Here is a 20,035-nt window from a genome sequence, read left to right as displayed (position 1 = left end):
CGGTGTTTGTGTCCACCGCCCGCTGGGAAAGTTCAGATAGATCAACGACGGCCAGCGCTCCAGACCCCAGCGTCCCCACGTCGTGCACGACCAGTGGGCGAACACTCTGGAGACAACGCCTTGGCACACATCACGACCACGAACCCGCTGACGCCCGGGGTCCAGCACGCCCTGGAGCAGGCGATTCCGCGGCTTCGGGGGTGGCTCCACGCGACGACCGCTCCCCTGTCGGTTGTTGCCGGCGTCATCCTGGTGGCTCTCTCGCCGACCCCGGCGATCCGGACCGGGTCGGCGATCTTCGCTCTGTCGGCCGTCATCTTGTTCACGGCCTCGGCCACGTTGCACCGAGGTGGCTGGTCTGCACGCACCAACGCGATCCTCACCCGCCTCGACCATTCCAGCATCTTCCTGCTGATCGCCGGCAGCTACACCCCGTTCACCCTGCTGCTCCTCCACGGGTCCGCCCGGGCCACGCTGCTCTGGGTTGCGTGGGGCGGCGCGGCCGCCGGCATCGGCTTCCGCGTGCTGTGGAGCACCGCTCCCCGGTGGATCTACACCCCGATCTACATCGCCCTGGGCTGGGCCGCGGTCGTCTTCGCCGGGGACTTCGTCCGCAGCGGCACTCCGAGCGTCGTCCTGCTCCTCGCTCTGGGCGGTCTGCTCTACACCGTCGGCGCAGTCGTCTACGGGCTGCGGCGACCGAACCCGTACCCCTCCTGGTTCGGGTTCCACGAGGTGTTCCACGCCCTCACCGTCGCCGCGTTCGCCGCGCACTACGTGGGAATCTCGATCGCCACCTACGCCCTTCGATGACCTGCAGGGCCGATCGACGATCAGCCGAACACGAAGGTCGTGATCGCCGCGACGCCGACGGTGACGATCACCGCCCGCAGCACGGTCGGCGGTAGCCGCCGGCCGACGGTCGCACCGATCTGTCCGCCGACGACGGCGCCCACCGCGATCAGGCCGGCGTACGGCCAGTTCACCTCCGCCACCGCCATGAAGATGATCGCGGCGATGAGGTTCACCAGCAGCGCGAGCACGTTCTTGGTCGCGTTGTTGCGCTGCATCGACTCCTGGAGCCCGACGCCGAGGATCGCCATCAGGATCACGCCCTGCGCCGCCCCGAAGTAGCCGCCGTAGATCCCGGCGAGGAACACCAGGCCCCAGACCCAGAGCGCGCCGTGCTCGGGACGCTCCTCGCCGCGGTGCTCGGCGCGCGCCGCCATCGCCGCGCTGATGCGCGGCTGGATGAGGACCAGCACGCAACCGAGCCCGATCAGCACCGGCACGATCGCGTCGAACGCCGCCGCCGGCAGCACCAGGAGCAGCAGCGCGCCGACGACGCCGCCGGCGAGCGATGCGCTGCCCAGCCTGAGCAGACGCGGGAGCTGACCGCGCAGCTCGCGCCGGTAGCCGATCGACCCGGACACCGAGCCCGGCACCAGGCCGATCGTGTTGGAGACGTTGGCGGTGACCGGAGGTACGCCGAGCGCGAGGAGGGTCGGGAACGTGATGAGCGTTCCCGACCCCACCACGGTGTTGATGGTGCCCGCCGCGACGCCCGCGAGCAGCACCGCGACGACCTCGAGGAAGGTCACTGAGCCGGGGGCTCCCCCGGGTCACCCTCGGCGGTGCCGGCACTGGTCGTGGGTGCTGCCGACGCCGAGCCCACGCCGCGGGTCGACTCCTCGGCCGCGGCGATGGCGGCGGCCACCTCGTCGTGGGCCTTCTGCAGCGTGGCGTCGGCCGACTGCGAGGACGCCGCGACGGCCGCGTCGCCCATGTCCACGCGGGTGCGCGGGCCCTCGACCTCGTCGGGGATTCCCTTGAGGCTGTTCATCGTCGAGCCGAGGCCCTCCAGCGCCTTGCCGATCTCGCTGGGCACGATCCAGACCTTGTTGGCGTCGCCCTCCGCGATCTTCGGCATCATCTGGAGGTACTGGTAGGCCAGCAGCGACTGGTCCGGGCGTCCGTCGTGGATCGCCTGGAACACCGTCTGGATGGCCTGGCCCTCGCCCTGCGCCTGCAGGATCTTCGCCTCCCGGTCGGCCTGCGCACGCAGGATCTGCGACTCGCGCGCGCCCTCGGCGTTGAGGATGGCGGACTGCTTGGACCCCTCGGCCGTCAGGATGGCGGCCTGCCGCTGGCCCTCCGCGGTCAGGATGGCCGCACGCTTGTCGCGGTCGGCGCGCATCTGCTTCTCCATCGAGTCCTTGATCGACGGCGGCGGGTCGATGCCCTTGAGCTCCACCCGGTTGACCCGGATGCCCCACTTGCCGGTGGCTTCGTCGAGGACGCCGCGCAGCCGGCTGTTGATCGCGTCGCGGCTGGTCAGCGTCTCCTCGAGGTCCATGCCACCGACGATGTTGCGCAGCGTCGTCATGGTGAGCTGCTCGACGGCCTGGATGTAGTTGGCGATCTCGTACGTCGCCGCCACCGGGTCGGTGACCTGGAAGTAGATGACGGTGTCGATGGAGACCACCAGGTTGTCCTCGGTGATCACGGGCTGCGGTGGGAACGACACCACCTGCTCGCGCAGGTCGATCATGTAGCGGACCTTGTCGACGAACGGCACGACGACGTTCAGGCCGGCCGGCAGCGATGCCTTGTACTTGCCGAACCGCTCGACGATCCCGGCCCGGGCCTGCGGCACGATCCGCACGGTCTTGGCGATGGCCGCGATCACGAAGATCGCCAGCAGGGCGAACAGCACCAACGCGGTAGGCACGTGGCATCCCCTCCTCGGTTCTGGTAGTTGACTAGCTGTCGGACTCGAGCTCGGGCACCGGGTGCACGTAGGCGGTGGCGCCCTTGATCTGGAGGACGTCCACGTGGGCGCCCTCCCTGATCTTGGTGGTGTCGTCGTACGGCAGCGCCGACCACTCCTCGCCGCCGATCCTGATGCGGCCACCGCCGTCGGCGGTGATCTCGGAGACGGCCACGCCGACCCGACCGATCAGCGCGTTGTGGCCGAGCGTCAGCTCGGGTCCGGAGTGCAGCCGCTTGACCACGTTGGGTCGGACCAATGCGAGCATCGCGACAGACGTGGCGATCGCGGCCAGGATCTGGACGGCGAAGGGGAGTCCCAAGAGCGCAGTCAGGATGCCTGCGCCGGCGCCCATGGCGAGCATGAGCAGCACCAGGTCGAGGCTGAACAGCTCGGCGACCCCCAGGAGGATCGCGACGGCCGTCCAGGTCTCCCACATGTGATCCCGGAACCACTCCATGCAGCCAGCCTAGCCAGTGCGGTGTCGCGGACTCCTCCGCGCCGACCAGCGCGCGTCCTCGTGGCGGAGCTGGAGCGGCATGCCGAACGTCGCCGACAGGATCTCCTCGGTCATCACGTGCTCCAACGGCCCGCTGGCCACGACCCTGCCCTCACGCAGCAGCAGCGCGTGCGTGAACCCGGGCGGGATCTCCTCGACGTGGTGCGACACCAAGATGGTGGCCGGTGAGGTCTCGTCCATCGCGAGCACGGACAGCGTGGACACCAGGTCCTCGCGGCCGCTGAGGTCCAGGCCGGCGGCCGGCTCGTCGAGCAGCAGCAGCTCCGGGTCGGTCATCAGCGAGCGGGCGATCTGGACGCGCTTGCGCTCCCCCTCGCTCAGGGTGCCGAAGGTGCGGTCCGACAGGTGGCCCGCCCCGAGCTCGGTCAGCAGCGCGGCGGCGCGCTGGTGGTCGAGGTCGTCGTAGTGCTCACGCCACCGGCCGATCACGGCGTACGACGCGGAGACCACCACGTCGTGCACCTTCTCGTCCCGGGGGATCCGCTCGGCGAGCGCTGCACTGGTCAACCCGATGCGCGGGCGCAGGTCGAAGACGTCGATCGTGCCGAGCACCTCACCGAGGATCCCCGCCACCCCGGACGTGGGGTGGATCTGGGCGCTGACCACCTGCAGGAGCGTCGTCTTCCCGGCGCCGTTCGGTCCGAGCACCACCCAGCGCTCGTCCTCCTCCACGGTCCAGTCCACACCCTCGATCAGCGTGGTCTGACCACGCCGGACGGACACGTCGGCGAGCTCGAGAACGGGGTCCATGTCTCCCTCTGGGTGGTGGGCCGCTGGCGGGCACAAACCTACGGCACGGGTCCGGCGCCCCGTGCCCGGATCACCGGCGTAGCCTCGCTGCCCGTGAGCACCTCCCTGCCGGTGTCGGCACGCTTCGCGCTCTGGTTCTCCGCGTTCGCCGCCGGCCACGCGAGTCTCGACGAGACCCGCGACCGCGTGGTCGAGGGGGATGCCGCCCATGACGTGCTCGGGCTGCCCGACCAGGACGGGCCGGTGCCGCTGATCCTGGCCCTGGGGCTGCTCCGGGCGGAGGGCGCCACCGCCGCCGGGCTGGCGCTGCCCGCTCCGGGCGACCCGCTCGGCTTGGCCGGCCCGGCCGCCTTCAACGGCGAGGTGCTGGAGACCGGCGAGGGCGTCGTGCTCACCGGCACCGACCTCGGGCTGGTCCCCCACCGCGCCGGCGCCGGCGTGCAGTGGCGTGCGATGCCGGCCGCGTCGCACCGTCAGCTGCCCGACCCGTCCGAGGCGGACGCCGCCCTGCGCCGGACCCTGCTCGGCACCGCCGAGGTCCTGGCCGAGCTCGACGTGGCCCGCTGGCGCCCCGAGGTCGCCGACGAGCTGATGGCCCTGCGCCGCAACACCGACCTCGTCCTCCCGGGCGGGATGGCACCGCGCGCCGTACGCCTCGCGGAGCTGTCCACTCGCTGCCGGGTCATCGTGGAGCTGGCCCTCGAGGACGACGGCGGCTCGGTGACGACCGCCGAGGCGGACACCCGCCGGGAGGCACTCGTCCCGCTCGACCACGCTGCGAGACGGGGACTGGTGGCCGCCTGCGCGTTCCCCTGGGACGGTTAGGTTGTGCCGGTGTCAGTCGACCTCAGCGCGCCGTCGTCCGACGAGGCGCCCAAGACACTCCTGATCACGCTCACCGGCCGCGACCGGCCCGGCGTCACCTCGACGGTGTTCGCGACCCTCGCGGCGTACGGCGGTGCCGTCCTCGACATCGAGCAGATCGTGCTCCGCCGGCGGCTGGTCCTGGGGGTCCTCGTGACCGCGCCACGCGACTGGAAGGCGGTGCGTGCCGCGATGGAGCGGGTCGCGGAGGAGCTGGACATGCAGGTCGAGGTGGAGCGGGGAACGGGCGACAACCGGAGTCGACCGCAGGGGCGCAGCCACGTGACCGTGCTCGGTACGCCGCTCCGCGCCAAGGCGATGGCGGCCATCGCCGGACGGATCGCAGACACCGGCGCCAACATCGACCGGATCGAGCGGATGGCGCGATACCCGGTCACCGCGATCGAGCTGGACGTGTCGGGCGTCGACCCGGACCGGCTCCGGATGACGCTCGCCGAGGAGGCCGCGGTGCAGAGCGTCGACGTGGCCGTCCAGCCGGCCAGCCTGCTCCGGCACGGCATCCGCCTGGTCGTGATGGACGTCGACTCGACGCTGGTCCAGGGCGAGGTGATCGAGATGCTGGCCGAGCAGGCCGGCTGTCTCGATGACGTGGCGCGGGTGACCGAGTCGGCGATGCGGGGTGAGCTGGACTTCGAGGAGTCGCTGCGGGAGCGGGTGGCGCTGCTCGAGGGGCTGGACGCGAGGGCGCTCGACGCGGTCTACCAGTCCATCGAGCTGGCGCCGGGAGCGCGCACGCTGGTCCGCACGCTGAAGCGGCTCGGCTACCGCTTCGCGATCGTGTCGGGGGGGTTCACCCAGGTGACCGACCGGATCGCCGCGGACCTCGGCATCGACTTCGCGGCGGCCAACGAGCTCGAGGTGGTGGACGGCCGGCTGACCGGGCGGATCGTCGGGCCGGTCGTGGACCGGGCCGGGAAGGCCGCGGCGCTGCTCCGGTTCGCCGAGCAGACCGGCGTCTCGCCGGCCGCCACGGTCGCGATCGGCGACGGCGCCAACGACCTCGACATGCTCGCGGTGGCGGGGCTCGGGATCGCGTTCAACGCCAAGCCGATGGTGCAGAAGGCGGCCGACACCAGTGTGAACGTCCCCTACCTGGACGCGATCATGTACCTGCTCGGCATCACGCGTGAGGAGGTCGAGGCCGCCGACGCAGAGGCCGGTCTCACCACCCCCGCGCCGCCGTTGGAGGCCTGAACCGGTTCGGTCAGGGCGCGTGGAAGCCGGTCACGCGCCCGGCCTCGGTCGCGAGATCGGACCAGCCCACCTCGACGTCGAACACGACCGCCGCGCCCGGCGGGAACCCACGCAGCATCCCGCTGATCGCCTCGTCGTCGCCCTCGCCGTCGTCGAGCATGTGCGCGAGGTACGCCGCGGCCGGGTTGTGGCCGATCAGGATCACGGTCCCCGCATCCTCGGGGACCGACTGCAACGACTCCAGGGCGGCGTCGACCCCGCCCTGGTACAGCCCCTCGTCGAAGACCGGCTCGATGTCGGACCCGGCCGCCCGGGCCAGGTCGAACCACGTCTCCCGTGCCCGCACGGCCGTGGACACCACCGCATGGTCGGGCACCAGCCGCAGGCCGGCCAGCCAGGTGCCCGCGGCGGCCGCGTCGGCGTGACCCCGGTCGGTCAGCGCGCGCACATGGTCGGTCGCCGCGAACGGCTCCGCCTTGCCGTGCCGCATCACGATGAGCTGCCGCCGACCCGTCACGGAGGTCACTGTTCCACCCCGTAGGCTGCCGTGCATGCCGATTGCGCCACAAGCAAGGGTGTCGTCATCCAACCGAGGGCCCCTCCTGGCGATCGGGGGCGCGGAGGACAAGCTCGGCAGGCGCGCGGTCCTCTCCGAGTTCGTCGCACTGGCGGGCGGACCCCGGGCCCGGATCGCCGTCGTCCCCACCGCCTCGTCGCTCGGACCGGAGATCGTGGAGCTCTACGAGGCGCTCTTCCGCAAGCTCGGCGCCGCCGAGGTGTTCGGCCTCCGGCCGGAGACCCGCGAGCAGGCCGCGGACCCCACGCTGGTGGCCCGGCTCGAGGAGGCCACCGGAATCTTCATGACCGGCGGCAACCAGCTGAAGCTGTCCGCGATCGTCAACGGCACCCCGTTCGGCGACGCCATTGTCGCGGCCCACGAGCGCGGCGTGGCCGTGGCCGGCACCAGCGCCGGGGCGAGCATCCAGTCGTCGCACATGGTGGCGTTCGGCAGTGGTGGGGCGACCCCCAAGCAGCGGATGACCCAGCTGGCCGCCGGGCTGGGGCTGATCCGAGATGTGGTCATCGACCAGCACTTCGGACAGCGCAACAGGTACGGCCGGCTGCTCATGCTCGTCGCGCAGAGCCCGGGCCTGCTCGGCATCGGGATCGACGAGGACACCGGCGCCCTGGTCACCGAGGTGGCCGGTCACGAGATCCTGCGGGTGCTCGGGCGGGGCGTCGTGACCATCTTCGACGGGCGCAACGTCGTCTCCAACGCCCACGAGGCGCGGCGTACCGCTCCCCTGCTGGCGTCCGGCGTGGTGCTGCACGTCCTGCCGGCCGGCTCCGTCTTCGACCTCACCGACAAGGTGCTGATCACCGAGGCACCGGTTGTCAACGCGTCCGAGGCCGAGGAGCTGGCGGTTGCGGGACAGGACCTGAAGCGGTTGGCTCGCGACATCGCCGCCGGCGACGTCTCGCCCTCGGTGCTGAGACGACGAATGGCCCGACAGCACTCCGAAGGAGACCTGCATGACTGAGCAGCCCCGTCCGGCCACCCGCCCGAGCCCCGACCTGACGATCCTGGAGACCAGGGTCTACCGCGGTGCCAACGTGTGGTCCTACGAGAAGGCGATCCATCTCGTGGTCGACCTGGGCTCGCTCGAGGACTTCCCCAGCAACACCCTTCCCGGCTTCACCGACGAGCTCCTTCAGATGCTGCCGGGCCTGCGCGAGCACTCCTGCTCGCGCGGCAGACGGGGCGGGTTCGTCGAGCGGCTCAATGAGGGCACCTGGCTCGGACACGTCGCGGAGCACGTGGCGCTGGCGCTGCAGCAGGTCGTCGGCCACGACATCAGGCGCGGCAAGACCCGTCAGGTGAAGGGCGCCCGCGGCCACTACAACGTCGTCTACGGGTACGTCGACGAGCAGGTCGGCCTCGCGGCGGCCCGGCTCGCCGTACGGATGGTCAACCACCTGGTGGAGGCCGACCCGGACTTCGACTGGGAGAAGGAGCTCGAGACCTTCATCCTGCGCGCCGAGCGCACGGCGTTCGGCCCGTCGACGCAGGCCATCCTCGACGAGGCGGTCTCGCGGGACATCCCGTGGATCCGGCTCAACCAGTACTCCCTCGTGCAGCTCGGCCAGGGCGTGCACCAGAAGCGGATCCGGGCCACCATGACCTCGGCGACCAGCGCCATCGCGGTCGACGTCGCGTCCGACAAGGACCTCACCACCCGGCTGCTCGGCGCGGCCGGGCTGCCGGTCCCCAAGCAGGAGTCCGTGCGCAGCGTCGACCAGGCGGTGAGGATGGCCGGCCGGATCGGCTACCCGGTCGTGGTCAAGCCGCTCGACGGCAACCACGGCCGCGGGGTCTGCCTGGACCTGCAGGACGAGAACGACGTCCGCGAGGCCTTCCCGATCGCCGAGGCGCAGTCCAGGCGCGGCTGGGTGATCGTCGAGTCCTACATCACCGGTCGCGACTACCGGTGCCTGATCATCGACGGGCGCCTCGCCGCCGTCGCGGAGCGGGTGCCGGCCCACGTGATCGGCGACGGGAAGAGCACGATCGAGCAGCTGGTCGAGCTCACGAACGCCGACCCACGTCGCGGCGTCGGCCACGAGAAGGTGCTCACCCGGATCAAGCTCGACGACTCCGCACTGCTGCTCCTCAAGGAGCAGGGCTACGAGCGCGATGGCGTCCCGCCGGTCGGCGAGATGGTCAAGCTGACGCTGACCGGCAACATGTCGACCGGTGGCATCTCCATCGACCGCACCTTCGAGGCGCACCCGGAGAACGTCGAGATCGCCGAGGAGGCCGCCCGGATGGTCGGCCTCGACATCGCCGGCATCGACTTCATCTGCCCGGACATCACCGAGCCGGTTCGCGAGACGGGCGGCGCGATCTGCGAGGTCAACGCGGCTCCCGGGTTCCGCATGCACACGCACCCGACGATCGGTGAGCCGCAGTTCATCTCCAAGCCGGTCGTCGACATGCTGTTCCCGCCCGGTGCACCGAGCCGGATCCCGATCGTCGCGGTCACCGGCACCAACGGCAAGACCACGACCTCGCGGATGATCTCGCACATCTTCAAGGGCATGGGCCACAAGGTCGGGATGACCTCCACCGACGGCGTGGTCATCGACGAGCGCCTGGTGATCCGCGCCGACGCGTCCGGTCCGAAGTCGGCCCGGATGGTGCTGCAGAACCCCCGCGTCGACTTCGCGGTCTTCGAGGTCGCGCGCGGCGGCATCCTGCGCGAGGGCCTCGGCTACGAGCGCAACGACGTCGCCGTCGTGCTCAACGTCCAGCCCGACCACCTCGGCCTCCGCGGCATCGACACCGTCGAGCAGCTCGCCGACGTCAAGGCCGTCCTGGTCGAGGCGGTGCCCCGCGACGGGCACGCCGTGCTCAACGCCGACGACCCGCTGGTGCGGGAGATGCGGCGCCGCTGCTCCGGCCAGGTGGTCTGGTTCTCGATGGAGGAGCCGGGCTCCGAGGTCCGCGACATGATCGACGCGCACTGCCGTCGCGGCGGCAAGGCCCTGGTCCTCGAGCCGAGCGACCGTGGCGAGATGATCGTCGTCCGGCACGGCCGACGTGAGATGCAGCTGGCCTGGACGCACCTGCTGCCGGCGACCTTCGGCGGCAAGGCCCGGATGAACGTGCAGAACTCACTGGCCGCCGCCGCCGCGGCGTTCGCCTCGGGTGCCCCTTTGCACGACATCCGCCAGGGGCTGCGGACCTTCTCGACCAACTACTACCTCTCCCCCGGCCGGCTCAACGAGGTCGAGGTGAGCGGCCGGCACGTCATCGTGGACTACTGCCACAACGCCCCGGGGATGCGGATGCTCGGCGACTTCGTGGACCGGGTCGGCGAGAGCCTGGAGTCGACCAGCGAGCTCGGCAAGCCGTCGCGCATCGGGGTCATCGCCACCGCGGGTGACCGCCGCGACGACGACATGCGCGAGCTCGGTGCCATCGCCGCCCAGCACTTCGACGTGGTCATCGTGCGCGAGGACGTCGCCCTCCGGGGCCGGGATCGCGGGGCGGTCGCCGCCCTCGTCGCAGAGGGCCTGCGGACGAGCATGGCCGAGGGCGCGCGGTGCAAGCAGCTGGAGATCATCCTCGACGAGATCGAGGCGGTCCGGCACGCGATGTCCCGCGCCAACCCCGGCGACCTGGTCGTGGTCTGTGTCGACAAGCACCCCATGGTGATGGCCGAGCTCGAGAACTGGTCGAACCAGGCCCAGGCGGGTTCCGGCTCCGAGGACGACCCGGTCGGCGACCCGGACTACGTGCCAGCCCCAACCCCCTGACATGCACCAACCGTCAAACCTGTCGGTGCCGAGGAGTCAGTTATTCAGGCGAGCCTGCGGCGTGTCGGTGCATAACTGACTCCTCGGCCGACGTCATCCCGTGCTCTCGACGGAGCAGTCGCGCGTTCCCCACGCGTGGGTGGTTGCGACAGCGCCCGCCTGACCGCTTGTGGTGACCGCTCGAGATGACCGTTCGTGGCCATATCAGGCCTGGGCGGCCTTGACCTTCTGCCGCAGGGTCTCGGGAGTGTCGGGGGTGAACCCGGCGGTGGCGAGCCAGTCGTAGACGCCCGCGCGGTCCTCGTGGCACATCAGCCCGACCACGTCGCCGGGCTCGGCCTGGTCGACGAGGGCCTGCAGCCCGGCGAGCTCGCTCGGGTACGACGGCAGGTCCTCGACCCCGACCCGGGCGGCACCGCGACGGAACAGCTCGTCGAGCTCGTCGGTGCTACGCCCACGGAGGTACCGCTCCTTGTGCGCGATCACCGCCACGTCGGCGTCCCGTGCGCCCTTCTCCCCCAGGCTCTCGACGATGTCGTCCATGCGGTCGCCCACCGCGCCGAGGCCCAGCAGCAGCCGCGCCCCGGGCCGGCGTACGCCGTTCATGATCTCCAGCAGCGCCTCGAGGCCGGCCTCGTTGTGCGCGAGGTCGACGACCACGCTGACGTCGTCGCGGGTGAAGAAGTTCATCCGGCCGGGATTGTGCTCGGGGTCCGGCTTGAACGACCTGAGCCCCTCCACCACGGCCGCCCGCGGCAGCCCGACCGCGAGCGCGGCGGAGGCGGCGCCCAGGGCGTTCTCGACGTTGAACCGCGACAGACCCGCGAGCGTCATCGGGACGTCCACCAGCTCGATCAGCGGGTCGGGGTCCGAGTCGGACTCGATCACGCACAGCCAGCCGTCGATGACGGTCGTGACCCTGCCGCCGTCGCCGAGCACCTCGCGCAGGGCCGGCGAGTCGGGGTCGCGGGAGAACGCCCATGGTCGTGCCTTGATGTGCGCGCGGGTGGCCAGCACCCGAGGGTCGTCTGCGTTGAGCACGGCCCAGCCGTCGGGCCGGGTGATCCGCGAGACGATGCCCTTGACCTCGGCGAGCTGGTCGACCGTGTCGATGCCGTGCATGCCGAGATGGTCCGCGGAGACGTTGGTGAACACGGAGACGTTGTTGTAGGCAAGCCCGATTCCCTTGAGCAGGATGCCGCCGCGCGCGGTCTCGGTGACCGCCAGCTGCACCTCCGGGTGCGCGAGCACGCGGCCCGCGCCGCTGGGGCCGGAGTAGTCCCCCGCCTCCACCAGCTCCCCGTCGATGTAGATGCCGTCGGTGCTCGACCAGCCGACGTGCAGCCCATGCGTGCGGGCGATGTGAGCGACCATGCGCGACGTGGTCGTCTTGCCGTTGGTGCCGGTCACGGCGACGATCGGGATCCGGGGCCGCAGGGTCGTCGGACCGGGCCCCGCCTCGGCGGCGCGCACGGTGGCGGCCGCCGCACTCACCAGGCCGTCGATGTCCGGGTTGGGCGCTGCGACAGGCTCGGGAACCGTGACCGCGTCGAGGACGTCGGCCACCGCACGTCCGAGTGCCTGGGCGCGGGTGCGGCTGCGCCACGGGTACGCGACCACGAGCCGGTGCACGTCGTTGGTCGGACGCACCCGGACCGCCAGCCGCGTCGTACCGGCCTCACCCGCGATCTGCCGCACCAGCCTGCCCACGGCGCGCGCGGCGAAGCGCTGCCGGAACCCGCTGCCGGGCTTGCCCGGACGGGCCCGGGTCAGGCCGATGCGGGCCGCGAAGCGGAGCGCGCGCTCCTCCGGCGCCTCGATCACACCCGTCAGGTCCAACGTGAGCTTGATGGCCGCGCGGGGGAAGTAGAGGTTGGGACCCTCGAGGACCCGCAGCTCGACGAGCGATGACGTCACGCGGGAACGGTAGCGAAGCGCGGGACGCCCGGGTCAGGCGCCCATCGCGTGGTAGCCGCCGTCGACGTGCACGATCTCGCCGGTGGTCGCCGGGAACCAGTCGGAGAGCAGCGCCACAACCGACCGCGCGGTCGGCTCGGTGTCCTTCTCGTCCCAGCCGAGGGGTGAGCGGTCGCTCCACATCGACTCGAGCTCCTCGAAGCCGGGGATGGCCTTCGCGGCCAGGGTCTTGAGCGGGCCCGCGGAGACCAGGTTCACCCGCACCCCCTTGGGCCCCAGGTCCCGGGCCAGGTAGCGCGAGCACGACTCCAGCGCCGCCTTCGAGAAGCCCATCCAGTCGTACGCCGGCCACGCCACGCTGGCGTCGAAGGTCATCCCGACCACGGAACCACCCGGCTGCATCAGGGGCAGGCACGCGACCGCCAAGGACTTCAGTGAGTACGCCGAGACCTGCACGGCCTGGGCCACGTCGTCCCAGGGGCCGTCGAGGAACTTGCCGCCGAGGAGCGTCTCCGGGTTGCCGTAGGCCACCGAGTGCACGACCCCGTCGAGACCGTCGACGTGCTCGCCGATCAGGCCGGGCAGGCGCTCGAGGTGCTCCGGGTCGGTGACGTCGAGCTCGATCACCGGGGCCGGCTCGGGAAGACGGCCCACGATCCGCTTGGTGATCCCCAGCGCGCGGCCGAAGTTGGACACCAGGACGGTGGCACCCTCCTGCTGGGCTACCCGGGCGACGGCGAAGCCGATGGAGGTGTCCATGGTGACGCCCGCGACCAGGATCCGCTTGCCCTCGAGAATGCCCATGTTCGTCGTACTCCTCTGCTGTTCGGTGGTCAGGACGAGTGGTCCGCGCGGGAGGCTCGAACCGCCTCAGTGGCCCATGCCCAGGCCGCCGTCGACGGGGATCACGGCACCGGTGATGTAGCCGGCCGCGTCGGAGGCGATCCAGTGCACGACGCCGGCCACCTCGTCGGTGCTCGCGTAGCGGCCGAGCGGGATCTGCGCCTTGTACTGCGCCTGGGTCTCCTCCGGCAGCACGGCGGTCATCTCGGTCTCGACGAAGCCCGGCGCCACGACGTTGGTGGTGATCGAGCGGCTGCCCAGCTCGCGTGCCATCGACCGCGCGACGCCGACCAGGCCGGCTTTGCTCGCGGCGTAGTTGACCTGGCCGGCCGAGCCGAGCAGGCCGACGACCGACGAGATCAGCACGATCCGGCCGCGTCGGAGCCGGAGCATGCCCTTGGCGGCGCGCTTCGCGACCCGGTAGGACCCGGTGAGGTTGGTCTCGATGACCGACGACCAGTCCTCCTCGCTCATCCGCAGCAGCAGCGTGTCGCGGGTGATCCCGGCGTTGGCGACCAGCACCTCGACCGGGCCGTGCTTGTCCTCGACCTCCTTGAAGGCCGCCTCGACCGAGGCCGGGTCCGTGACGTCGCACTTCACCCCGAGGGTGCCCTCCGGGGGCTCACCGCTCCGCAGGGTCACGGCGACCTGGTCCCCCGAGGCGACGAACGCCTCCGCGATGGCGCGGCCGATGCCGCGGTTGCCTCCGGTGACGAGTACCGATCTGCTCACGCGGGGACGCTATCAGTCGTCCTCGAGACGGAACCCGAGCTTGAGGCCCACCTGGAAGTGCTCGACGGCGTCGTCCTTGACCTGGCCGCGCACCTGGGTCACCTCGAACCAGTCCAGATGACGCAGGGTGCGCGACGCGCGCTCGATGCCGTTGCGGATCGCCTGGTCGATCCCGTCTGGCGAGGTGCCGACGATCTCGGTGACGCGGTAGACGCGGTTGGACACGGGAGCCTCCTGGGCCTCGACGGTCGGTACGTGCTCTGCGACGCAGACTAGTCCCGTATGCCGGGGTCGGACGGCGGCGTACGGTGGAGGGATGGTGCGCAGGGAGGCCGATCCGATCCGGATCACCACAGCCACGCGCAGCCACTCCGACGACATCAGCGCGCGTCAGCGGCGCTACGTCATCTCGATGACGATCCGCACCATCTGCTTCCTGCTGGCGGTCGTCAGCATCGGCCACTGGTTCATGTGGGTCTTCCTCGTCTTGTCGTTCATCCTGCCGTACGTCGCCGTCGTGATGGCGAACGCCGGCTCGAGCGCCGACCCGGGCGCGCCCGACCTGATGCAGCCCGATCCCGGCAGGCGTTCCATCGAGGGCAAGCCCGGCGAGTGACCGCTCTCGACCCGGCCCGCTGGGGGCACTGGTCCAGACACCCGAAAAGGGCGCGTGTGTCGTTGGTTGACTGTTGGATTTGTCCAGACTCGCGTGCAACAATCGCTGCCGCGCGAGTTCAGCCTCCCCCGTCTGAGCTCGCGGCAAGGCGGTGCCGGACGGCTTCCCCCGTGGCTGTCCGGCACCGCCGCTCTCGTCCCCGGCCGACGCCCCGTCGCCCGGCCCCTCCCCGCTGGAGGACCGCACCATGACGACCGGCTCCGACGAGGCCCAGCCGACCTGCTCGGCCCGAGGCTGCCGCGCCGGCGCGGCCTGGGCGCTGCTCTGGAACAACCCCAAGCTGCACACCCCCGAGCGGCGCAAGACGTGGCTGGCCTGCGACGAGCACCGGGAGTCGCTCAGCGAGTTCCTGCGGGCCCGGTCGTTCCTGCGTGACGTGCGGCCGATGCCGGTCCGGCCGGGTGACGCACCCGGTTCCGGGCCGGGTGCATGAATGGGGCAAAACGCACGTCTTGCCGGTGCCTTTACCTGATACTGGAGGCATCATGAGCCACCCCGTCGTGCCCCCACCTCCGGCGCCCCCACTCCTGGCGGCGCCATTGGCGAGCCGCGTCTTCGACCGGACCGTGCTGGTGCTGGGGGCGGTGGCCATCGTGGTGGCCCTGGTGACCATGGGCACGCCCCAGCTGCCGCTCAGCGGCCTGGAGCTGCTGACCGTGCCGCTGATCATGCTGGTGGCGCGGTTCCCGCTGGTGCTCGACCGCGGCGACGGCGGCATCGAGGTCGGCTTCGACTCCTGCGTGCTGATGTTCCTGCTGTGCACCCTGGGGCCACAAGAGTCCGTGCTGCTCTGGAGCCTGGGTGTGATCGGCACCCAGATCACCAACGACAAGCGCACCAACATCAAGCTGTTCAACATCGGGGTCGGGATCCTCGGCGGCGCGGTCGCGGCCCTGATCGTGGTCGTGGTCGACGCCGACCGAGGCACGCCGCGCGAGCTGTTCGCGATCTTCCTGGCGGCCGCGGCGTACTTCGGCATCGACTTCATCGTCTCGGCGGTCTCGGTGTCGCTCGAGGAGCGGTCCCCGGTCCGCGACCAGCTGGTGCAGCGCGGCAGTCTCATCGCGGTCTCGTGCTTCGTGCCGTTCGACTCCCTGGGCTACCTGGCCGCCGTGGTGGTGCGCGCGGCCCCGTGGTGGACGCTGGTGCTGCTCGTGGTCCCGCTGGTCACCCTCCTGGTAGCCACCCGGTCGGTGACGCGAGGCACCGAGAACGCACGGCGGCTCGAGGTGCTCTTCGAGGCCGCGGTCCGCGCGCAGACGCTGTCCGACACCCGCCAGGTGATCGACGCGCTCATCGACGACGCCCGCCGGCTGCTGCGGCTGAGCCAGGTGGTCGTCCGCGCCGAGCCGCCGGCCCCCCACGAGATCGGCGCTCAGCTGCAGGACGGTCAGCGCGACCGCTGGCTGGTGGCGCCCGGACGGCACCGGGCGCGATCCACCCAGTCCGCCGACCAGCAGGCCCTGGAGGCGCTCGTGGCGGTGTCGTCCGACGCCTTCGCCCGGCTGCGCCTGACCGAGGACATGACCCATCTGGCCCGCCACGACCTGCTGACGAACCTGCCCAACCGCGGCCTGCTGCTGGACCGGGTCGAGCACGCGTTGCAGCTGTCGCGGCGACGCGGCACCCGGATCGCGCTGCTCTTCATCGACCTCGACGGCTTCAAGCCGGTCAACGACCGGTTCGGCCACGCGGCCGGGGACGCCGTGCTGATCGACTTCGCGCAGCGTCTCGCCTCCTGCGTCCGGGCCAGCGACACCGTCGCCCGCCTCGGCGGCGACGAGTTCGCCATCCTGCTCGAGGACGTCCGCCCGGTCGAGGTCGACTCGGCGTGCGAGCGGATCCTCACCGCCCTCTCCTCGGGCGCCCACGTGGCCGGTCACCGGCTGGCGCTGAGCGCGAGCGTGGGCGTCGCGTTCGGCGAGCCCGGCGACACCTCCGAGAGCCTGCTCCGCAACGCCGACCTCGCGATGTACGAGGCCAAGGCGCGCGGGAAGAACCAGTTCGTCACCTACGAGGGCGCGCTGGGCCGGACCCGGCTGCAGCGGCTCGAACTGGTGGAGTCGCTCCGCTCGTCGGTGGCGGCCGGTGACCTGTCGCTGGTCTACCAACCCGTCGTGCGCGCGTCCACCGGCCGGATCACCGGGGTCGAGGCCCTGGCCCGCTGGAACTCCAACGGGGTGGACGTTCCTCCCGACATCTTCATCAAGGTCGCCGAGGAGAGCGGCCTGATCGTGCCGCTCGGCGACGTCATCCTGGAGCTGGCCGCGGCAGACGCGCCCCGCCTGCTCGCGGCGGCGGGCGGCGAGCTGACCGTTGCGGTCAACATCTCCGCCAAGCAGCTGCGCGAGGCGGCGTTCGTGGACCGGGTGCGCGCGGCGCGCGACCGGATGTCGGGCGCCACCCTGGTCCTGGAGATCACCGAGCGCGACATGATCGGCGACGACCCGGTGTCCATCGACGCGATGGCACAGATCGCCGAGCTGGGGGTGCACTTCGCGATCGACGACTTCGGCGTGGGCTTCTCCTCCATCGGCTACCTGCAGGACATGCCGGTCAAGATCATCAAGACCGACGCCTCGTTCTCCGACGGGATCGACCGCGACGAGCGCTCCTGCGCGCTGCTGTGCTCGATCACGATGATGGGTCAGGCGCTCGGCCTGGACGTGGTGATCGAGGGCATCGAGCGCGCCTCCCAGCTCGAGCACCTCCGGGACCACGTGCACGCCCCGCTCGCCCAGGGCTACCTGCTGCACCGGCCGATGCCCGTGGACCGGGTGGTCAACGTGCTGCAGACCAACCAGGCGCTCGTCGACGCGGACGCGGAGTCGAGGGTCTAGCGGCTACGAGCCGAGCGGGATCAGCTCGTGGACGACGTCCTCCATGCCACCCTTGTCGTCCGTCGGGACCTTGCGCATGACGGTGAGCGCGGACAACGTCCACATGGTGCCCTTGAACTCGTCGAGCCGGTCGACGACCTTCTCCAGGAAGGGCGCGGTGGTGTCGTCGGTGATGGAGCCGACAGCCATCCAGGGGCGGAAGACCCGTCGGTCGACCAGGAAGCCGAGGCGCTGCACCGCCGGCGGGACACCCCGACCGACGGTGAGCAGGCCGTCCACGTCCCCGTCGAGCCGGGCCCAGACGTTGTGGTCGCCGGGCCACTCGAGGGCCGCGCTCCCGCTGAACCGCAGGTCGGGCCGCGACCACGACGACGCGGCGCGGACCAGCGTGTTGACGAGCTGCTGGGCGTCGCCGTGAGAGACGTTCCCGAACCCGGTCACCGGGATGTACATCTCGTCCGTGCGCACCAGGTCGAGCTCCCCGGTGCCCGCGCCGACGGCCAGCAGCTCCTCGACGAGCTCCTCGACGACGTGCCGGGGCGGCACGATGGCGGCGAACAGGCGCATACCCACATCATCGGCCAGAACCGGGACTTTTGGGCGCACAGCACGCCGGGCACCACCCGCACACGCCTGACCGGCGCCCGTTGGGCCATCCGGATCCGTCCGTTCGGCCGATCAAGTCGGGGGGGTCAGCCGCCGATGGCCGACATCGGCCGGCTCGGCTGCAGGAAGCTGGGGTCATCGATGCCGTGACCCGGCCGCTTGCCCAGCATCGCGACCCGCCAACGGTCGGCGAGCTCCTCGTCCGTCGCGCCGTCGCGGAGGGCGGTGCGCAGGTCGGACTCCTCGCGTGCGAACAGGCAGTTGCGCACCTGTCCGTCGGCGGTCAGGCGGACCCGGTCGCAGTCACCGCAGAACGGCCGGGTCACGGACGCGATCACGCCGACGGTGGCCGGACCACCGTCGACCAGGAACAGCTCGGCCGGAGCGCTTCCCCGTGGCTCCTCGGCCGGCGACAGGTCGAACGTCGTCGCCAGCGACTCGAAGATCTCCTCGGCGGTGATCATCTTCTCGCGGCTCCAGCCGTGCTGGGCGTCGAGCGGCATCTGCTCGATGAACCGCAGCTGGTAGCCGCGGTCGATGCACCACCGCAGCAGCTCCGGGCCCTGGTCGTCGTTGACGCCGCGGAGCAGCACCGCGTTGACCTTCACCGGGCCCAGCCCGGCCGCCGCGGCCGCCTCCAGCCCGGCGACCACGTCATGCAGCCGGTCGCGCCGCGTGATCGTGTGGAAGTCGTCGCGCCGCACGGTGTCGAGGCTGACGTTGACCCGGTCGAGCCCCGCCTCCGCGAGCGCGACGGCGGTGCGCTCGAGCCCCAACGCGTTGGTCGTGATCGAGGTGTCGGGACGCGGTGACAGTGCGGCGGTGCGTCGCACGATGTCGACGATCCCCCGGCGTACCAGCGGCTCGCCGCCGGTGAACCGCACCTCCCGCACGCCGAGCCTGGTGACCGCGATCTCGATCAGCCGCACGACCTCGCCGTCGGTGAGCACCTCGTCGCCGGGCAGCCAGTCGAGTCCCTCGGCGGGCATGCAGTAGGAGCAGCGCAGGTTGCAGCGGTCGGTCAGCGACACGCGCAGGTCGGTCGCCACCCGGTCGTACCTGTCGACCAGTCCGATGGTGCTCATTCCTCGATACTAGGGGGTGTCGGTGAAAGTGACCTGGTGCACAGGGCCGTCGAACGGCCGCCGACCGGGGCGGTCGCGCGGTTAGGGTCGACGGTGTGAGGTTCATGCTCAGCCGCCGCTGGCTGCTGTTCGCCGTCGCCGTCGGCCTGCTGGCCTACGGGTGCTGGTGGTTGGGCGGGTGGCAGTTCGACCGGCTCGAGTCGCGCGAGCGCAGCAACGCCGTGACCGAGCGGAACCTGGCGGCGGACCCGGTCCCGGTCGAGGACGTGCTCGCCCCGGGCCGCCCGGTCTCCGCGCAGGACGAGTGGCGGCACGTCTCCGCCGTCGGCACGTACGACGACGCGGCGAGCATCGTGGTCCGCTACCAGACCCGGGACGGCGCGTCCGGTGTCGACGTGGTGACGCCGCTGCGGCTCGCCGGTTCCGGCGACCTCCTGCTGGTGGACCGCGGCTGGGTGGCCACCACCAACCAGGGTGACTCCTCCCCCGACGTGCCCGCGGCACCCAACGGGCAGGTGGAGATCACCGGCTGGGTCCGCGCGGACGCGACCGGGGACTCCACCGCCGTCCACGACCGCTCGGCGCGGGCCGTCTCCAGCCGGGCGATAGGCCCGACGCTGGACGGCGACGTCCTGGGCGGGTTCGTGGACCTGGAGGCGGAGCGGCCCGAGCCGGCCGAGCCGCTGGCCGTCACGGAGACCCCCGACCTGGGCAGCGGGCCGCACTTCTTCTACGGCCTGCAGTGGTGGTTCTTCGCCGCTCTCGCGGTGTTCGGCTTCGGCTACCTCGCCTACGACGAGCGGCGCAAGCTGCGCGGGGGCGGTCCGTCGGGCGCCGAGCCGCGCGAGCGGCAGACGACCGGCGCGACACCCTCCTGAGCGGGGAGCCGCCACCGGT

General features: G+C 71.3%; 20 protein-coding genes. 9 read left to right on the top strand and 11 right to left on the bottom strand.

Annotated features, from left to right (window positions below):
* The first annotated feature begins 120 nt into the window (after positions 1–120).
* Positions 121–813 carry a PAQR family membrane homeostasis protein TrhA gene (gene trhA / locus VFH10_RS13070; protein ID WP_325129209.1) on the top strand — a complete coding sequence of 231 codons (693 nt, stop codon included), beginning with the start codon at positions 121–123 and terminating at the stop codon, positions 811–813.
* Positions 814–833: 20 nt separating this feature from the next.
* Here trhA and VFH10_RS13065 read toward each other — a convergent pair whose 3' ends face one another.
* From VFH10_RS13065 to VFH10_RS13050, 4 genes are read right to left on the bottom strand one after another with little or no spacing between them, the layout of a single operon-like run.
* Positions 834–1,601 carry a sulfite exporter TauE/SafE family protein gene (locus tag VFH10_RS13065; RefSeq protein ID WP_325129207.1) on the bottom strand — a complete coding sequence of 256 codons (768 nt, stop codon included), beginning with the start codon at positions 1,599–1,601 and terminating at the stop codon, positions 834–836.
* Positions 1,598–2,731 (bottom strand): SPFH domain-containing protein, encoded by a 1,134-nt coding sequence (locus VFH10_RS13060; RefSeq protein ID WP_325129206.1) that lies wholly within the window; start codon positions 2,729–2,731, stop codon positions 1,598–1,600. The genes VFH10_RS13065 and VFH10_RS13060 overlap by 4 nt, the downstream gene beginning before the upstream one ends.
* A gap of 31 nt (positions 2,732–2,762) precedes the next feature.
* The gene (locus VFH10_RS13055) at positions 2,763–3,230 is read right to left on the bottom strand and encodes an NfeD family protein (RefSeq protein ID WP_325129204.1); all 468 of its coding nucleotides are present in this window, start codon (positions 3,228–3,230) and stop codon (positions 2,763–2,765) included.
* Positions 3,231–3,239: 9 nt separating this feature from the next.
* The gene (locus VFH10_RS13050) at positions 3,240–4,040 is read right to left on the bottom strand and encodes an ABC transporter ATP-binding protein (protein ID WP_325129202.1); all 801 of its coding nucleotides are present in this window, start codon (positions 4,038–4,040) and stop codon (positions 3,240–3,242) included.
* A gap of 93 nt (positions 4,041–4,133) precedes the next feature.
* On the opposite strand from VFH10_RS13050, the gene VFH10_RS13045 reads away from it, so the two are divergent.
* Together VFH10_RS13045 and serB are read left to right on the top strand one after the other, a co-directional pair.
* Positions 4,134–4,865 (top strand): hypothetical protein, encoded by a 732-nt coding sequence (locus tag VFH10_RS13045; RefSeq protein ID WP_325129200.1) that lies wholly within the window; start codon positions 4,134–4,136, stop codon positions 4,863–4,865.
* Between the two features lie 9 nt (positions 4,866–4,874).
* Positions 4,875–6,119, top strand: coding sequence for a phosphoserine phosphatase SerB (gene serB, locus VFH10_RS13040; protein WP_325129198.1), 1,245 nt, complete (start codon positions 4,875–4,877; stop codon positions 6,117–6,119).
* A 10-nt stretch (positions 6,120–6,129) separates the two neighbouring features.
* Here serB and VFH10_RS13035 read toward each other — a convergent pair whose 3' ends face one another.
* Complete coding sequence (locus VFH10_RS13035; RefSeq protein ID WP_325129196.1) at positions 6,130–6,636, bottom strand: histidine phosphatase family protein; 507 nt, start codon at positions 6,634–6,636, stop codon at positions 6,130–6,132.
* A gap of 58 nt (positions 6,637–6,694) precedes the next feature.
* Here VFH10_RS13035 and VFH10_RS13030 point away from each other — a divergent pair, with 58 nt between their 5' ends.
* Positions 6,695–7,660 (top strand): cyanophycinase, encoded by a 966-nt coding sequence (locus VFH10_RS13030; protein WP_325129194.1) that lies wholly within the window; start codon positions 6,695–6,697, stop codon positions 7,658–7,660.
* Positions 7,653–10,439 (top strand): cyanophycin synthetase, encoded by a 2,787-nt coding sequence (gene cphA / locus VFH10_RS13025; RefSeq protein WP_325129193.1) that lies wholly within the window; start codon positions 7,653–7,655, stop codon positions 10,437–10,439. Before VFH10_RS13030 ends, cphA begins: the two co-directional genes overlap by 8 nt.
* Before the next feature lie 204 nt (positions 10,440–10,643).
* On the opposite strand, the gene VFH10_RS13020 is transcribed toward cphA, so the two are convergent.
* The 4 genes from VFH10_RS13020 to VFH10_RS13005 form a co-directional block, all read right to left on the bottom strand.
* Positions 10,644–12,356 (bottom strand): Mur ligase family protein, encoded by a 1,713-nt coding sequence (locus VFH10_RS13020; RefSeq protein WP_325129191.1) that lies wholly within the window; start codon positions 12,354–12,356, stop codon positions 10,644–10,646.
* Positions 12,357–12,389: 33 nt separating this feature from the next.
* Positions 12,390–13,160, bottom strand: a complete 771-nt coding sequence (fabI, locus tag VFH10_RS13015) for an enoyl-ACP reductase FabI (RefSeq protein WP_325129189.1) — start codon at positions 13,158–13,160, stop codon at positions 12,390–12,392.
* A gap of 66 nt (positions 13,161–13,226) precedes the next feature.
* A complete protein-coding gene (locus VFH10_RS13010) occupies positions 13,227–13,931 on the bottom strand; it encodes a beta-ketoacyl-ACP reductase (RefSeq protein WP_325129187.1) in 705 nt (234 codons plus the stop codon).
* Between the two features lie 12 nt (positions 13,932–13,943).
* A complete protein-coding gene (locus tag VFH10_RS13005; protein ID WP_325129185.1) occupies positions 13,944–14,156 on the bottom strand; it encodes a dodecin in 213 nt (70 codons plus the stop codon).
* Between the two features lie 91 nt (positions 14,157–14,247).
* Between VFH10_RS13005 and VFH10_RS13000 the strand changes: the two genes are divergently transcribed.
* The 3 genes from VFH10_RS13000 to VFH10_RS12990 all read left to right on the top strand — a co-directional run bounded on the left by VFH10_RS13000 (position 14,248) and on the right by VFH10_RS12990 (position 17,447).
* The gene (locus tag VFH10_RS13000; RefSeq protein ID WP_325129183.1) at positions 14,248–14,547 is read left to right on the top strand and encodes a DUF3099 domain-containing protein; all 300 of its coding nucleotides are present in this window, start codon (positions 14,248–14,250) and stop codon (positions 14,545–14,547) included.
* A 247-nt stretch (positions 14,548–14,794) separates the two neighbouring features.
* A complete protein-coding gene (locus tag VFH10_RS12995) occupies positions 14,795–15,040 on the top strand; it encodes a hypothetical protein (protein WP_325129181.1) in 246 nt (81 codons plus the stop codon).
* A 52-nt stretch (positions 15,041–15,092) separates the two neighbouring features.
* Positions 15,093–17,447: a putative bifunctional diguanylate cyclase/phosphodiesterase gene (locus tag VFH10_RS12990; RefSeq protein ID WP_325129179.1), complete on the top strand. Its 2,355-nt coding sequence runs from the start codon at positions 15,093–15,095 to the stop codon at positions 17,445–17,447.
* Positions 17,448–17,450: 3 nt separating this feature from the next.
* Here the strand turns inward: VFH10_RS12990 and VFH10_RS12985 are convergent, their stop codons facing one another.
* On the bottom strand, positions 17,451–18,014 hold the full coding sequence (locus VFH10_RS12985) for a hypothetical protein (RefSeq protein ID WP_325129177.1): 564 nt from the start codon (positions 18,012–18,014) through the stop codon (positions 17,451–17,453).
* A 125-nt stretch (positions 18,015–18,139) separates the two neighbouring features.
* A complete protein-coding gene (gene moaA, locus VFH10_RS12980) occupies positions 18,140–19,138 on the bottom strand; it encodes a GTP 3',8-cyclase MoaA (protein WP_325129174.1) in 999 nt (332 codons plus the stop codon).
* A gap of 104 nt (positions 19,139–19,242) precedes the next feature.
* Between moaA and VFH10_RS12975 the strand changes: the two genes are divergently transcribed.
* Positions 19,243–20,016, top strand: a complete 774-nt coding sequence (locus VFH10_RS12975; protein WP_325129213.1) for an SURF1 family protein — start codon at positions 19,243–19,245, stop codon at positions 20,014–20,016.
* Positions 20,017–20,035 lie beyond the last annotated feature (19 nt).

It is taken from the genome of Nocardioides sp., from assembly GCF_035697785.1.
Classification (GTDB): domain Bacteria; phylum Actinomycetota; class Actinomycetes; order Propionibacteriales; family Nocardioidaceae; genus Nocardioides_B.
The sequence above is the reverse complement of the archived record's forward strand: the minus strand, read 5'-3'. Positions and strand labels throughout refer to the sequence as shown.

Excerpts from the sequence above, each read along its gene's own strand:
- VFH10_RS13000 (WP_325129183.1), top strand. The coding sequence starts at position 14,248 with ATGGTGCGCAGGGAGGCCGATCCGATCCGGATCACCACAGCCACGCGC.
- VFH10_RS13055 (WP_325129204.1), bottom strand. The coding sequence starts at position 3,230 with ATGGAGTGGTTCCGGGATCACATGTGGGAGACCTGGACGGCCGTCGCG.
- moaA (WP_325129174.1), bottom strand. The coding sequence starts at position 19,138 with ATGAGCACCATCGGACTGGTCGACAGGTACGACCGGGTGGCGACCGAC.
- fabI (WP_325129189.1), bottom strand. The coding sequence starts at position 13,160 with ATGGGCATTCTCGAGGGCAAGCGGATCCTGGTCGCGGGCGTCACCATG.
- VFH10_RS13050 (WP_325129202.1), bottom strand. The coding sequence starts at position 4,040 with ATGGACCCCGTTCTCGAGCTCGCCGACGTGTCCGTCCGGCGTGGTCAG.
- cphA (WP_325129193.1), top strand. The coding sequence starts at position 7,653 with ATGACTGAGCAGCCCCGTCCGGCCACCCGCCCGAGCCCCGACCTGACG.
- VFH10_RS12995 (WP_325129181.1), top strand. The coding sequence starts at position 14,795 with ATGACGACCGGCTCCGACGAGGCCCAGCCGACCTGCTCGGCCCGAGGC.
- VFH10_RS12990 (WP_325129179.1), top strand. The coding sequence starts at position 15,093 with ATGAGCCACCCCGTCGTGCCCCCACCTCCGGCGCCCCCACTCCTGGCG.
- VFH10_RS12985 (WP_325129177.1), bottom strand. The coding sequence starts at position 18,014 with ATGCGCCTGTTCGCCGCCATCGTGCCGCCCCGGCACGTCGTCGAGGAG.
- VFH10_RS12975 (WP_325129213.1), top strand. The coding sequence starts at position 19,243 with ATGCTCAGCCGCCGCTGGCTGCTGTTCGCCGTCGCCGTCGGCCTGCTG.